We start from the raw sequence: 14,979 nt of genomic DNA, 5'->3' as shown, positions 1-14,979 counted from the left end.
CCGTGGCCTTGCCCGCCAATGGGGATTCAGACCCCTTGGCCGTTTCCAACTGCGCGGAAGAAAACACGGAAGAAAAACCGGATCGCGACTCATCGCTCCCGGATGGCTCGGACATCCAAACGGTCGGCCTGGATTCGGTCATGACAGCGGGAAAAAATTGCATGCGACACCTCCTCGCGCCAAGGAGCTATCAAGATACGTTCCAGCCGGATTCAGCGAGATAACAAGGACAGGTGGAGTTCACCCAGATCAAGGACTTGGCGCACACTGGCCGACGCCCCATCGTGATTGGCGAGATGAATGGCCGCATAGCCCGTCAGGGGACGCAACATCGGAGCGGAGGCGGTCCAATGACCGACGAAACGCCCAGGGTCGGACATCGAGGACGATACCTCGCGGACAAATTCAAGACCCGCGCGGGCCATCCCACGGGCCAAGCGCTCGTGATTCGACCACAATTCGCCGGCAGCGCGGCGGCATTTCTCGTCTCCGGCCAGACCAAACGCATGGGCCCAAAAGGCCCGCCAATAGGCGCTGACCGCCTGCCCGGCACAAGGACGGGACCAAAGATGCGCCAAATCATACAGGCCCAGGGCATCACGTCCCGTAGCCAGAATTTCCAAGCCGGGCGGCTTCAGACGGGCCAAGCCCTGTCCGTGCGCCATGGCTTCCAAAACCCGCACAACCCGTGTCGGCGCAAAGGATTCATGACAACGCGGCGTTTCAAAGCGACACTGCCAACAGCCGACGCAATCCCGCGCGGACCGCAGCACCACATGACCTGGCTGGTAGGGCCCGGTTTCCCAGGCATGAACCGGCCCCATGGACAGATTGAGCACCCGCAACCCCGACCAGGCCGCCAGATGCATGGGGCCGGTATCCGGCGTGATCATGGCCGCCAAGCTTTGCCCCAACACGGCAAACTGGTCCAGCCCGAGGGTTCCGCAGGCATTGGCCACGCCATGCCCTGCAGCGGAGCGTACCTCGCGGCCCAATGCCTTTTCCGCCGGGCCGCCAAGCAATATCGGCACCCATTTCCGGCGTTCCAATTCACCCACCAAGCCCGCCCAAAACGCCACGCCCGGTCGCTTGCCCGGATCGCTCGCCCCCAGAAACAAGCCGACCTTGCGCCCACTGGAGGCCATGGTCCGCGGCGCGGGCCAACGCGTGGCGGCCATGGTCGCCAAGGGAATGACATCCAGGGCATTCAAATCCGCCCAATGAAAACAGTTGTGTCGATTATTGTGGGTCAACGAAGTCCGGTATTCCTGCCAGGTTCCGGCAATACGATGGATGCCATTGCGGACATATCCGCCAATAAGGGCTTCGGTTTCCAGTTGCCCGGCCAGGGTCAGACTTTCCGGGCGATGACTCAAATTGACGACCAGGGCGAATTTTTCCCGCGTCACCAGGTCATGGCGATCAAATCCCACGTAGCGCACGTTGGGACTGATTCGGACCAGGGGCGCGGCGAAACGGGGCTCGGCCATGACCCAAATCGGATGGCCGGGAAAAGTCCGCTCCAACCACAGCATCAAGGGAAAGGACAGGATGAGGTCCCCCATGCGCTGCATCTGGATGATCAGAATGGGCTTAGCCATGAATGCGGCGCATGCTCCGGGCCAGGGCGGCCAGACGCAGATCGTACGTGTGCTCGGCCAAGATGCGCTGACGGCCGGCCGCGACGATCCGGTTCCGGGCGGTGTCGTGGGCCAGATAAAAACGCACCAAATCGGGAATCTCGGCCTTGTCCTCATAGCAAATGATTTCCCGACCCGGTTCGAGCAAGTCTTCCATTTGCCGGCGGTGATCCGTGAGCAGAAAACCACCGCATACCGGCACATCGAACACCCGTTGGTTGACCGCACCCTTCATCTGCTGGCTGGTGCAGTTGAAATTGATCCGGGTGGCCGGATAAAACGCCGGAAGTTCCGCGTAATAATTGAGTTCCGGATGATGCTGCCATCCGGACGCGGGCAGCAGCTCGAACCACCCCCGATCTCCGACCACCAAGGGCGCAAACGGCAACAGCTCGGCCACGCGCTCCAGACGATAATCCAAGGTGGCCTGCCAGGTGATCAGGGTTTCGTAGTCCAGCCGGGTTTCTATATCCGGCAGGTCACGGAACAGGGCCGCCAAGTCCGGAAACTCCTGGGACAAAAACGCGGCCACGGACAACTCGCCACTGTCCTTGAAAGCCCGGCCAAGTCGCGCCAAATCCTCGGTCAGGGCGGCGGGAAAAGCATTCTTTTCCAGTTTGGCGCGCACCTTGTACACCATGGAATTGCCGACAAAGGCCACATCACGCGCGGGGCGAACGTGGCGCGGAGTGAAACGATGCGGGTCCGTGGCCAGGGGCAGATACTCAACACGCCGGAATCCCTGGGCCTTCAAGGATTCGACGTTGTCCGCGTCCCAGGTAAACAACGTGACCCAGTCCGAGGCCAGATTCTCGTAAGCGTAAAGGATGAGGTGCGGGTTATCAACGAACCAGGAGGCCAGGGGGAGACGCATCCGGGCCAACAGGTCGGTCAGGATGCCTTCCTTGTCCACGCCAAGATGATTGATGGTCAGGACAAAATCCGGCCGAAAGGCCAAGATTTCAGAAAGCATCCGTTCGATGAACTCCTGGGAGCCGATCTCCTGGCTGGGAAGTTGCACAAAAGCCGTGGCATAACCCAGACGATCGCAGGCGGCCGAGATCTCGCCCATCAGAAAATACGTACTGGTCACGAGCAGAATGCGCGGCGTGGACTGGACAAATTTGGGATATCTCGCCGTGGCCCAAAAATCGGCCTTTTGGCTGACAGTCAGTCGGTCGGCCAAAACGCGGTAATAGTCAGGATCGAGACGGGCATGGAATGGATCGAGAATGGGAGTGAAGGGACGGCCATCGTGACGCAGCTGCCAGCGCGTCAATTGGACCAAAGCGGCTTCAGGGTCGTCCGCGTCCACCCAGAACACGCGGGCCTCCCGCCCCCAGCGCGCACGCACCCCGGTCGCGGCCAGAATGTCCGTCTCGCGGTCGACCACGGCCACCGGCCCGGACGAAGACTCCAGCACGCGGGCCAGGCCCACGCCCAGCCCGCTTCCGAGCAGCACCGGCAGGCTCCCGTCCGGGATGTCGGCCACCCGGCGCAGTTCGTTTTCCACGCCGCGCCGGCCCCCCAAATGCTGGGCCCGACCTTCGCGCCGGACCCGGACATCAATGACCCGCCCGTCCTGCGTGACCGGCTCGACAGTGTAGACCGGGCGCACGAATCAGGGCCTCGTCACGAAAAAAGAAACGTCGAAGGGAAAAAAAGGCATGGGAACTCCTGTCAAAACATGGGCATACGAAAGACGCTTTGCAACATGTCTGCCAGGAGCGATCAAAACTGATCGCTGTCCATCCAGATGGTCACCGGCCCCCAGTTGACCAGGCTCACGTCCATGTCCGCGCCGAAAACGCCTTCAGCCACGTCCGACCAGCTCCGGCGCAAATCGGCCACAAAGGCGTCGTACAGCATCCTGGCCTCATCGGGCCTGGCCGCATCGGAGAAGGATGGCCGGCGGCCCTTGCGCACATCCGCGTACAAGGTGAACTGGGACACGACCAGAATGCCGCCGCCGTGATCGGCCAAACTGGCGTTGATGGGGCCGGACGCATCAGGGAACAGGCGCAGGCCCAGAAGCTTTTGCATAAATTTTGTCCAGGCCGGGTCGCCGATCATGCCTGAAGAATCCGTGCCACCAAAACCCAGCAGCACCGCGCACCCCGGTCCAATTTCGCCCACGATCCGTCCGTTCACGGCGACAGAGGCCCGGCGTACGCGCTGCACCAGGGCGCGCATCAGTCCTGATCCTCAAAATAGTAGGCGCGGGAGCTGTCCTTTTCTGAAACCATGACCTGTGTCAGGCGCACCGGATGTCCTGTCAGAAGATCGCGCATGCGCCGGAAGACGTATTGGGCCAGCAGCTCCGAGGACGGATTCTGGTCGGCAAAAGCCGGCAGGTCGTTGAGATGCTTGTGGTCGAGCTCTTCGGTGACAATCTTGAGCAGACGCTTGAGTTCCTTGAAATCCATGAGCAGGCCCAATTTTGGATCAAGCCTGTCTCCGACCACATCGACCTCGACGCTGAAATTGTGGCCGTGCATGTTCTCGCACTTGCCCTCGTAATGCCGCAGCTGGTGCGAGGAACTGAAATCCGAACAAACCCGCAGCCGCCATTGTCCCTGTCCCACACAACCTCCTATGCCTGCTTCCAATTTTCGAAATCCCGCCAAAATTCCGGGCACGGCGCGACCATGAAATCCGGCCCGAACTGCAACCGGCAGACAAATTCGTCCCGCGCCACGTCGATCTGCACCGGAGCCTGGCCCGGATATTTCCGCAGCACCGCGTCAAGTCCGTCCCAATCAACCGGCGCGCCATTGGCGCGCACAAAAAGCACAACCGGATCGCTGCCCTGGCCGACCATGCCAGCCAGGGGCTTGAATCCCTCGGCCAGAAGCTTGGGCTTTTTCGGCCCTTCCTCGGCGGCCTCGTCGTCGCCATTCATTTCGCGCCTGGCCACGGTTCCGACCAACAGCAGCGGCTCCTCGGAAGCGAGCAACTCCTTATGCTGACTGTACGGTTCGGTAAAAACAATGGCCTCGCCCGACCCGCTCAAATCCTCGATGGCGCAAAACGCCATGCGGTCGCCCTTCTTGGTGACGATAACCTTGGTCGCCGTGATCAGCACCGGCACCTGCACGGGGGTCTTTTCCGGCAAATCCGCGCACTGGGCCAAGGATTGATACCCCAGACGGCGAATTTCCTGACGAAAGGGCTGCAAGGGATGCCCTATCAGAAAAAAACCGAACGCTTCCTTTTCCATGCGGCATTTTTCGTCGTCCCCGTACTCCTCGATATCCGCCCCCTCGTTCTCAAGGCCAAGGCCGGTCAGATTACAGGTGTTCTCCTCGACCATCCCCAAAAACGAAAGCTGCCCCGACGTTTTGCGCTTGGCCCGCTTCTGGGCCATGGCCTGAACCTTGTCGAGCCCCTCCAGCAGCGCTCGGCGCGAGCAGCCAAACGCGTCCATGGCGCCAGATTTGATCAGGCATTCCAAAACCTTCTTGTTGACCTTGCGCAAATTCACACGCTGGCAAAAATCGAGCAGGCTGGTGTATGGCCCGTCCTTTTCGCGCTCCTCGACAATGGACTCCACGGCCGCTTCGCCCACGCCCTTGATGCCGGACAAACCGTAGCGGATGGACTCGTCCTCGACGGTAAATTCGTTGAAACTTCTGTTGATGTCCGGGGGCAGCACGTCCACGCCCAAATCCCGGCAGGCGCTGACATGGGCCAGGATCTTGTCGGAATTGGACACTTCCGAGGTGATGATGGCGGCCATGAACTCGGCCGGGTAATGGGCCTTGATGTAGGCCGTCTGGTAGGAAATGACGGCGTAGGCCGCGCTGTGGGACTTGTTGAATCCGTAGCCGGCAAATTTCTCCATGAGGTCGAAAATGTATTCGGCCGCTTCCTGGGAAATGCCGTTCTCCTTGGCGCCGTCCAGGAAACGGACCCGCTGCTTGGCCATTTCGGCCGGATCCTTCTTGCCCATGGCCCGGCGCAGATTGTCGCCCTCGCCCAAGGAATACTTGGCCAGGTCCGAAGCAATCTTCATGACCTGTTCCTGATAGAGGATAACCCCGTAGGTGTCCTCCAGGATGGGATGGACCACGGGTTCCAATTCCGGATACTCGTATTCGACCTTTTTCAGGCCGTGCTTACGGCCGATGAAGTCATCGACCATGCCGGATTCAAGCGGCCCCGGGCGGTACAAGGCCAAAAGCGCGATGATGTCCTCAAAACACGAGGGCTTGAGCCCCCTGAGCACCCGGCGCATGCCGTCGGATTCCAACTGGAACACGCCGTCGGTCTCGCCCCGGCACAGCAGCTCAAATGTCTGCGGATCGTCCAGCGGCAATTTTTCCAGGATGGGCGTGGGCTTGTTGTTCTTGCGGATCAACTTCAGGGCGTCGTCGATGACGGTCAGGGTTTTGAGGCCCAAAAAGTCAAACTTGATGAGTCCCACCAGCTCGACCTTCTTCATGTCGAACTGGGTGACAACCTCCCCGTTCTTGCCCCGGTGCAAAGGGAGATATTCAACCATGGGCTTCTGGGAAATAACGATGCCCGCGGCGTGGATGGACGAATGCCGGGCCAGGCCTTCCAAGCGGCGCCCCACGTCGTAGAGCTTCTTGAAGCGTGGATCGCTGTCGATGAGCGGCTGCAGGTCCGGCTCTTCGGCCAGGGCCTTGGTCAGGGTCATCTTCAGATCATCGGGGATGAGCTTGGCGATGCGGTCCGCATCCTTGAGGCTGATATCCAGAGCCCTGGCCACGTCGCGGATGACGCCCTTGGCTTTCATGGTCCCGAAGGCCACGATCTGGGCCACATGGTCGGCCCCGTATTTTTGGGAGACGTATTTGATGACCTCGTCGCGCCGGTTGTAACAGAAGTCGACGTCGATATCGGGCATGGACGCGCGTTCCACGTTCAAAAAACGCTCGAAAAAAAGATGGTAGCGGATGGGGTCCAGGTCCGTGATCTTCAACGAATAGGCCACCAACGATCCTGCGGCCGATCCGCGCCCCGGCCCCACGGGAATACCGTTGGACTTGGCCCAGTTGATAAAGTCCTGGACAATAAGAAAATACGCCGGAAAGCCCTTCTCGATGATAACCTTGAGTTCGATCTCAAGCCGGTCGCGGTAGGCCTGCTCGTCCACGTCGTACGGCAGGGCCTTGATGCGCTCGACCAGCCCCTGCTCGGCCAGACGACGGAACTCCTCGTCCAGGCTGGAACCTTCGGGCACGTCATAGACCGGAAAAAAATGTTGCTTGAGCTTGAACTCCACCTCGCACAAATCCGCGATGCGTCCGGCGTTCTCGATGGCCTCGGGGCAATGGCTGAAGGCTGCTTCCATTTCCTCCGGAGCTTTGTAGTAAAACTCGTTGGTTTCAAATTTGAGACGCTGCTTTTCCGTGGCGATCTTGCCTGTGCCCACGCACAGCAAAATATCGTGTGCCTCGTAGTCATCCTTGCCCAAATAGTGACAATCATTGGTGGCCACCAGGGGCAGGCCGGTTTCCTTGGCCAACTCCATCAAACGGTCGTTGACGACTTCCTGCTCCTTGAGGCCGTTGGATTGGACTTCCAGATAAAAACGATCCGGGAATATCTCCATATATTCCCGCGCCTTGACCAAAGCCTTGTCCATGCTCTCATGACGCAGGCTCCATGGCACCTCGCCCTGCAGGCAGGCCGAAAGACAGATCAGGCCCTCGCTGTGGCGGCGCAAAAAGTCCTTGTCCACGCGCGGCTTGTAATAAAACCCGCTCAGAAATCCGGCGGATACGATCTTGACCAAGTTGTGGTAGCCAGCCAGGGTCTGGGCCAGAAGCACCAGATGAAAGCGTTGCTTGTTCTCCCGGTTGAGCATGTCCTGGGCAATGTAGACCTCACTGCCGAGGATGGGTTTGATGCCGTGTTTCTTGGCCTCCAGATAAAACGGCAGGGACCCGAACAAATTGCCGTGATCGGTGATGGCCGCGGACGAGAAACCAAAATCCACGGCCCGGGCGCACAAATCCTTCAAGCGGATGGCGCCGTCCAGCAGGCTATATTCGGAATGACAGTGCAGGTGGGTAAAACCGGTCATGGTGCTCTCGGAAAAAGATGTGCGGGTGAAGAAGCCCTAGAAAAGGCGAAGGTGAATTGCAAGCCGCGTTCAAAATGGCGCGTGACGACAGATTGGCGCGGCAAAAGGGCTTTGCGTCAATGCCCAGAGCCAGTTATCATGCATAAAATGAAGAGGTGCCTACTCCAGGCATCGAAAGCAAGGGAGACATCACGCCGCATCTCCCGAAACTTTGGACGCCCCGCCTTCCAACCATTCCCAGGACCGCCATGCGCCCCACAATCAAAACCGGCTACCCCGTGGTCATCCAGGACACGGCAGGCCCCAAGACCGGCATTGCTTGCGACACCACGGACTACGAACGCACGGGCCGGCTTGAGCTCGTCTATGTCGATCATGCCTTCACCGTCAGAAAGACCACCGTGGTCTGGCGCGGGGCTGATTTCGGCTGGCTCGATCCCGACTCCAGGGGCGTTGTCGTCGAAAACGATCCCGCCTTGGAACCCTTTGTGACCACGGTCAAAAACGGTCGCTACTGACATCCGCGAACATCCGGGCAGAGTCTGGACAATCTTCCCACAAGCCATACAATCCGAAAATATGGGACATTTTACCTCTTGGAGCTTTCCATGTCAGACAAACGCAAATGGCCCCGCAAGGCGAGCCTTGCCCGGTGTGATATAGAACTTTTTACAGCCCAGGAAAATCCGCACCCATCTCGGGTCATCAACTACAGCATCGGCGGTCTGATGTTGGAACTGGACCAGCCCTTGCCCAAGGGGCAACCGCTTAAAATCTGGTTTCACCCGAATGCGACGAGCCCTGGCAGTGGAGGCAACTTTTGCCTGGGCGTGGTTCGTTGGTGCACCCGGCAACAGGGAGATTATGCGGGAATGTATGGAGTTGGCGTGGAGATGACACCCGGGACCGCCCGGCGTGGCGTGACCGCGGCGGCATGATTCTCCACGCGCGGCGCTGTTGGACCGTGTTTCGTCATGCGGGCACGCACCAACGAACATGCTGGTGCGCTTTGTATGTGCAGACCATCATCTTTTCGGCCCACCCGCGCGGGCCGGAAATCCGATTGAACACGTCCTATTCTTCTAATTCGGGCACCAGCAAAACACGTTGGACGCGTTTGAGGCGTGGCAACCAATAATTGTCTAATTCCGAAAGCGTCACGCCCGCCGATGATGATGCATGCAGGAACATCCCGTCTTCCGCGATAATTCCGATATGATCACCGGCCCTGTCCGAAAAAAAGACCAAATCCCCGGGCCGACTCTCATGGAGCGATATCGCTTGGCCAACTCGACTCTGCTCGGCCGAAGTCCGTGGCAACTCCGTGCCAAAGGACTCCCGAAACACGGCCTGCACCAAACCGGAGCAGTCCACCCCCCGTTTGTCCGTGCCGCCGATACGGTGTGGCACGCCCCGCCATTCCTCGTACTGCCCCAGCAAGACATCCTCGACGGATATCTCCGGAAGACTAGGCTCGAGCTCCGTCTCCAAGGGAGTGGAAGGAGGTGGCGAAACCACCTTGACGCATCCACTCAAACTCACGACGGCAAGGACAACAAAAAAAACGAACAGCTGAAAAACGCGCCACGGAGATGTCGTTCGAGAAGAAAAAACTCGTACCATGCATTGTTCTCCAGTCAGAATATAAAACAATGCGGTTTGTCTGACAGATTTTTTCTCAAAAATCCAGCCCAGGATTGACGAACAATGCTCTCCTCGGCATCCTTGTAAAGATTAAGAAAATACAAGGACCGCCATGCACCCCAAAACCACGATCATCCATCCCAAACGTCTGGAGCTACTCCAAACACGGACCGTCAATCCAGAGCAATATCGGGGCTCCACCGTACTCTTCGACACCCTCGCCGACGCGTTTCAAGCAGACCGGGGCGAATATTCAGGAGTAACCTACGGCACGGACCGCCTTCCCCAACAACGCCAGTTGGAAGAAATCCTTCGCGAGCTGGAAGGCGCGGCCTGGACCCGAGTTTTTCCATCCGGCATCAGCGCCATCAGCGAAACACTCATGGCCCTTGTCAGGGCCGGGGACCACATCCTGGTCTGTGACAATGTCTACGGCCCAACCGCCCGCTTCTGCACGCGGGTCCTGTCCAAATTCGGAGTCACGACAAGTTTTTTGCCCCCGGACGTGGGCGCGGATATCATTGATGCCCTGCGGCCTGAAACCCGTCTTGTATTCCTCGAATCGCCAGGCTCCAACACTTTTGAAATACAGGACATCCCAGCCATCACCGCCGTGACCAAATCACGCGGCATCGCCACCATCCTGGATAACACATGGGCCACGCCTCTGTTCCTCGACCCCTTTTCCCTGGGCGTGGATGTCTCCATCCATTCGGCAACCAAATATCTGTCCGGCCATTCCGATGTGCTCATGGGCGCGGTTTCGACCACCGCCGAATACGCCCCTATCCTGGACTCGTTTTACGCCTGTCGTGAAATATACGCCGCGCCCGAAGATTGCCAGCTGACCCTGCGCGGACTCAAGACGCTGCACCTGCGCATGCATGCCCATCACGCGTCGGCCCTGCTCGTCGCAGAATGGCTGCGTCAACACCCTTTGGTGGGCAGCGTCCTCCACCCCGCATTGCCCGAGCACCCCCAGCACCATCTCTGGAAACGCGATTTCCACGGGGCCTCGGGCCTATTCTCCCTGACCCTCGACCACGAATATCCCCCAGAAATTCTGGCCCGCTTCATCGACGGACTGCGCCTGTTCGGCATCGGCTACAGTTGGGGAGGATATGTCAGTCTGATCACGGCGGGACAGCCTCGACGGCGCTTTCCAAGCCCCCTCGACGGCAAGACCATCATCCGTCTGCACATCGGCCTGGAAGATCCAAACGATCTGATCGCGGATCTGGATCAGGGCTTGCGACGTCTGTCCGCCTGAAAACCGTGCCACCAAAGACGAGAGGGCCAGGGCAAGCACGTCCTCGACGCCCCCCCAAAACGCGCCACGGGCATGCCCCAAAAGGGAGATGCCCGTGGCGAGTCATTCAGCCAAGGGGCGGGGTTTAGCCAACGCGGCCATACACACGGGGGTTCTGACCAAGCAGGCACAGCACCTCATAGGTGATGGTCCGCCACCATTCGGCCAGATCCTCGGCCGTGATTCGTGCCGGACCATCGCCCCCCAAAACAAAGACCACGTCGCCGACCTCGGCCTCGGGCACGGCCGTCAAATCCACGGCAGTCAATTGCATGCAGACCCGACCCAGGATCGGCGCGCGTCGACCATGCACCATCAGATACCCCGTATTGCTCGAAACGCGTGCATAATTGTCCGCATAGCCCAAGGCGACAATGCCAACCCGCATGTCCCGATCAGCCGTGAATGTTCGCCCATAGCTGACGCTCCGGCCCGCCTGAATGGTCCGCACCTGCAGCAGTCTGGTGGTCACCTCCATGCATGGTTCCAACGCCGGGCACTTATCGGCCCAGGCCATGCCGTGAAAAGGGTTGCACCCGTATAGGGCTATACCGGGCCGCTGCACGTCGTGATGCAGGCTGGGATGTCCCAAAATGGCGCCGGAATTGGCCAGGCTGGCCCGCACATCCAATCCCAGACCGTGCAAGGCACGAACGACGCGCGCGAAGCGTTCCCCCTGTTCCCGGGTAAAATCGGTCTGATCGGGATCATCGGCGGTGGCCAAATGCGAACAAACAAGGGAGGCGCGGACATGCTCCAGCCCCCCCAGGGTGCTGGCCACTCCGGCGGCCTCGTCCACGGAAAATCCCAAGCGGGACATGCCCGTGTCGAATTTGAGAGCCACTCGCACCGGCGCGCCACTGGCGCGACCAACCTCCTCCAAACGCTGGAGTTGTTCTTCGGAGCCCACGAAAGGAATGATGTCCCGCTCGGCCACGGCTTGATACTCGGCGTTGTCCAGGGGGCCCAGCAACGAAATCACCTCGGCTGCGGGCACGCACTCCTTGAGCACCACGGCCTCGCCCACGGTCCCGGCGGCCAGGGTTCGGGCTCCGGCCGCGAACAAGGCCATGCCCGCCTCCCGAATGCCATGCCCGTAAGCGTCGGACTTGATGACCGGAGCCGGATTGGAAGCAATGTCTCGGATACGGCGGTAATTGGCCACCAGCGCGTCCAGATCGATCCGCACGCGAACATGATTATACCAAATGCTCATGAATACTCTCCACGTATTTTTTCCCGCACGGGTTAGCCCACCCGCAAACGCACATAATATCCGCGCCCGCCCCGGTCCACCAGGAGCAGCACGGTATTGGCCATGCGGTAGTGTTTAAAAGCCTGGGCAAAATCATCCACGGACCGCATGGGGTTTCCCGCGACCTTCAACAAAATGTCACCTTGCGCCAGCCCCAACTCCCGCGCCGGGCTTCCTGGCCGGACCTGGGCCACGACCAGCCCTTGGCCATGCCGCACGGGCTCCACGGTCATTCCCCACCGTTGCGCCGCCAAACGCAGCGCGGTGCCGTCCGCGAAGGAAGCCACCTTGACCTGGATCGTCCTCCGTCCACCCGCGCCCGTCAATTCGAGACGCACGGCCTGCCCCGTGGTGAAATTGCGCAAGATGCGCAGATAGTGGTCACGGTCCTCCACCTGGACGCCGTTCATGGCCAACACCACATCGCCGACCAAAACTCCGGTCTTGCCTGTTTCGTGTTCATGGATTTGCGTCACCAGCATGCCCTTGGCCTCGTCCAGACCAAGATAACTCGCCACGCGCTGGTCCACGTCCTGACCTTCCAATCCAAGCCAGACACTCTGAACCCGACCGTGACTGACCAACTCGTCCACGACGCGGGTGGCCTTGTTGATGGGAATGGCAAACCCAATTCCCTCGGCCTCGGCGTAAATGGCCGTGTTGATTCCAACCAATTCGCCGGCCAGATTCATGAGCGGCCCGCCGCTATTTCCCGGGTTGATGGCGGCGTCGGTCTGAATAAAATCCGTGAACGTTCCCTGTTTGGTTTCGATGCTCCGTTCCAGGGCCGAAACAACGCCCGTGGTCACCGTGTTTCCAAAGCCGTAGGGGTTGCCAATGGCGATGACCGTTTCCCCGATCATGATGTCCGAGGAATCCCCCAATATGGCCTGAGGCAAATCCATGGCGTCCTTGAGATGCAGGATGGCCACGTCGAAATCAGGGTCGGAACCAACCAATTCCCCGTCAAATTGCCGCCCATCCATGAGTCGAACCCGGATACTCGACGCCCCCTCGATGACATGGGCATTTGTCAGAACCAAACCCTTGCCGCCGTCGATGATCACGCCAGAGCCCAGGCTTCTCTGCTCATAACGTCGCGTGAACTCGCGAGAGCCAAAAAAATGGCGAAACAACTCGTCCTGGCCCAAAAGGTTCCCGAACGGATTCACATCCTGTTCGACAATCCGGGCCGTATGGATGTTCACAACCGCCGGAGCCACGGCCTGGACAGTGCGCACCACGGGTGTAATCCGCTCCGCGCGACTCCCGGCCCAAGAAAAATGGGCGCCGGTGAGCGCCCATGCCAGTGTGATCAGCAGTATAAAATTTCGCATGCACCTTCCGTTGAAAGAAAAAATCCCAGCGATACGTATTCTATTCATTCACCCGGATCGAGATATGCCGCTTGGCCGAATCCGGCCGCGCCTTGGACACGACCACCACAAGAAGCCCGGCCTTCATGCTGGCCCGGATCTCCTTGCCCTCCACATCCATGGAAAACGTGAAACGTCGCGCGAAGCAACCGTAGGAGCGTTCCATGACCTGAAACGTGGCGCCCGAGGTATCCCGTTCCAATCGTCGTTCGCCAAAGACAACCAACTCCTGGCCTCTCGCCTCCACCGAAACGTCCTGGCGTTCCAAGCCCGGCAACTCGACCAATATCTGATATTCATGCTCGGACTCGATCACGTCGGCCACTGGTCTAAACTGCGCAACCCGCTTCGAAGCCGAAACAAACGGCGAAGGACAGCTGAAGTCTTCCACCAAACGCTTCATGTCTTCCTTCATGCATTCCAGCTCCATCCACGGATCCCAGGGAAAAAGTTTTGCCATATCTCACCCGCCATGCGTCATGATACATCAAAATGCTCTTGAAACCGAAAAAACGCGATCGGCTTCAACACCCCCCGCGCGAACCAGGCATGCAGACAAATCCAAGGTCTTGCAGTACGCAAGGACTTCGCCACCCGATTCGACCGGCTCGCCCCTAATAAAAAATGAATCCAAGCAGGGCAAGAATCCCGACCCCGAGCGCCACGCAAAGCCAGGATGGATATCGTCGGCGTCCAACATACATGACCCCGCCTGTCTGCCCGGCCCTGATCTCCGGACCGCGATCCGCATCGACCCGCCGCTGGTGGACCTCGGCCTCGTCCTGGAGTTGCTGCCCCTTGTTTCTACGGCGGACCTCCTCCATGGCCAGGGCATACACCACGCCGCACCGTGGACATTCGTAGGGCGAAGCATAGCCGCCATCCTTGTCTCCGCGCTCGTAGCCGCATTTTGGGCATTTTTCCAGGCGCAGTTTCAAGGCGACCGGCACTTCGGTCGATCCAGGCAAATGGTTCAGACCAGATTTTTTGCTCTCGACCATGATGTCGCGACGCGTCGCTAGTCGGCGTTTGTTGTCTTCTGGAGTTGAAAAATATCGATGTCGCCCTTGAATATCTTGTAAATCCCATCCTGGTGCAGCGTTCGCATGCCCTGCTCGGCCGCCAATCGTCCGATTTCCTCGGCAGGTTGGCGCCGAACAATGGCCCGCCGCACCTCCGGCGTGGCGACCAGCAATTCATGAATACCAGTGCGCCCCTTGTACCCGCTCTGCCCGCAACGGGCGCATCCGGCGGCCTTGTACAGGCGGGCCGAATCCCGGCTAATGCCCAACTCGGGGAAAAGCTCCGGATCATAATGATTGACGAGATAATCCCATTCCTCGTCACTCGGAGCATAACTTTCCTTGCAGTGCGGACACAGGGTCTTGACCAAGCGCTGCGCCAGAATGCCCTGAAGGGCCTCGGAAAAATTGATCGCCTCCACGCCCATGTCGAGGAGGCGGGTCACGGTTTCCGGGGCGGAGTTGGTATGCAGGGTCGAAAAAACCATGTGTCCGGTCAGCGACGCCTCGACACCTATCTGCGCGGTCTGTATGTCACGCATCTCGCCAACCAGAATCACATCGGGATCCGCCCGCAGGAAAGCGCGCATGATCCGCGTGAAGTCAAGCCCGATGGAGGCTTCGACCTGAACCTGCTGCAGACCCGGCTGCGTGATTTCCACGGGATCTTCGACTGTC

General features: G+C 59.4%; 14 protein-coding genes. 3 read left to right on the top strand and 11 right to left on the bottom strand.

Annotated features, from left to right (window positions below; translation table 11 throughout):
- Positions 1–212 precede the first annotated feature (212 nt).
- The 5 genes from EOL86_06655 to EOL86_06635 all read right to left on the bottom strand — a co-directional run bounded on the left by EOL86_06655 (position 213) and on the right by EOL86_06635 (position 7,695).
- On the bottom strand, positions 213–1,601 hold the full coding sequence (locus tag EOL86_06655; GenBank protein ID NCD25255.1) for a glycosyltransferase family 9 protein: 1,389 nt from the start codon (positions 1,599–1,601) through the stop codon (positions 213–215).
- The gene (locus EOL86_06650) at positions 1,594–3,258 is read right to left on the bottom strand and encodes a hypothetical protein (protein ID NCD25254.1); all 1,665 of its coding nucleotides are present in this window, start codon (positions 3,256–3,258) and stop codon (positions 1,594–1,596) included. Before EOL86_06650 ends, EOL86_06655 begins: the two co-directional genes overlap by 8 nt.
- Positions 3,259–3,371: 113 nt before the next feature.
- The gene (locus EOL86_06645; protein NCD25253.1) at positions 3,372–3,833 is read right to left on the bottom strand and encodes a D-tyrosyl-tRNA(Tyr) deacylase; all 462 of its coding nucleotides are present in this window, start codon (positions 3,831–3,833) and stop codon (positions 3,372–3,374) included.
- On the bottom strand, positions 3,833–4,225 hold the full coding sequence (gene queD / locus EOL86_06640; GenBank protein NCD25252.1) for a 6-carboxytetrahydropterin synthase QueD: 393 nt from the start codon (positions 4,223–4,225) through the stop codon (positions 3,833–3,835). The genes EOL86_06645 and queD overlap by 1 nt, the downstream gene beginning before the upstream one ends.
- A gap of 8 nt (positions 4,226–4,233) precedes the next feature.
- The gene (locus tag EOL86_06635) at positions 4,234–7,695 is read right to left on the bottom strand and encodes a DNA polymerase III subunit alpha (GenBank protein NCD25251.1); all 3,462 of its coding nucleotides are present in this window, start codon (positions 7,693–7,695) and stop codon (positions 4,234–4,236) included.
- Positions 7,696–7,943: 248 nt separating this feature from the next.
- On the opposite strand from EOL86_06635, the gene EOL86_06630 reads away from it, so the two are divergent.
- The gene (locus EOL86_06630) at positions 7,944–8,213 is read left to right on the top strand and encodes a hypothetical protein (protein ID NCD25250.1); all 270 of its coding nucleotides are present in this window, start codon (positions 7,944–7,946) and stop codon (positions 8,211–8,213) included.
- A 90-nt stretch (positions 8,214–8,303) separates the two neighbouring features.
- Entirely contained in the window at positions 8,304–8,633 is a 330-nt protein-coding gene (locus tag EOL86_06625; GenBank protein ID NCD25249.1) for a PilZ domain-containing protein, read from the top strand.
- A 136-nt stretch (positions 8,634–8,769) separates the two neighbouring features.
- On the opposite strand, the gene EOL86_06620 is transcribed toward EOL86_06625, so the two are convergent.
- Complete coding sequence (locus tag EOL86_06620; GenBank protein NCD25248.1) at positions 8,770–9,318, bottom strand: hypothetical protein; 549 nt, start codon at positions 9,316–9,318, stop codon at positions 8,770–8,772.
- Positions 9,319–9,451: 133 nt separating this feature from the next.
- On the opposite strand from EOL86_06620, the gene metC reads away from it, so the two are divergent.
- Positions 9,452–10,609 carry a cystathionine beta-lyase gene (gene metC / locus EOL86_06615; protein ID NCD25247.1) on the top strand — a complete coding sequence of 386 codons (1,158 nt, stop codon included), beginning with the start codon at positions 9,452–9,454 and terminating at the stop codon, positions 10,607–10,609.
- 124 nt (positions 10,610–10,733) lie between these two features.
- On the opposite strand, the gene alr is transcribed toward metC, so the two are convergent.
- From alr to EOL86_06590, 5 genes are all read right to left on the bottom strand, one after another.
- Complete coding sequence (alr, locus tag EOL86_06610) at positions 10,734–11,864, bottom strand: alanine racemase (protein ID NCD25246.1); 1,131 nt, start codon at positions 11,862–11,864, stop codon at positions 10,734–10,736.
- Between the two features lie 32 nt (positions 11,865–11,896).
- On the bottom strand, positions 11,897–13,240 hold the full coding sequence (locus EOL86_06605) for a PDZ domain-containing protein (GenBank protein ID NCD25245.1): 1,344 nt from the start codon (positions 13,238–13,240) through the stop codon (positions 11,897–11,899).
- Positions 13,241–13,280: 40 nt separating this feature from the next.
- Positions 13,281–13,739: an Hsp20/alpha crystallin family protein gene (locus tag EOL86_06600; GenBank protein NCD25244.1), complete on the bottom strand. Its 459-nt coding sequence runs from the start codon at positions 13,737–13,739 to the stop codon at positions 13,281–13,283.
- Between the two features lie 154 nt (positions 13,740–13,893).
- Positions 13,894–14,280: a hypothetical protein gene (locus EOL86_06595; GenBank protein NCD25243.1), complete on the bottom strand. Its 387-nt coding sequence runs from the start codon at positions 14,278–14,280 to the stop codon at positions 13,894–13,896.
- A gap of 17 nt (positions 14,281–14,297) precedes the next feature.
- The coding region (locus EOL86_06590) for a general secretion pathway protein GspE (GenBank protein NCD25242.1) at positions 14,298–14,979 on the bottom strand (682 nt) is incomplete at its 5' end.

It is taken from the genome of Deltaproteobacteria bacterium, assembly GCA_009930495.1.
Taxonomy (GTDB): domain Bacteria; phylum Desulfobacterota; class Desulfovibrionia; order Desulfovibrionales; family Desulfomicrobiaceae; genus Desulfomicrobium.
Note: the sequence above shows the minus strand (reverse complement) of the source record. Positions and strands in the feature narration are given on the sequence as shown.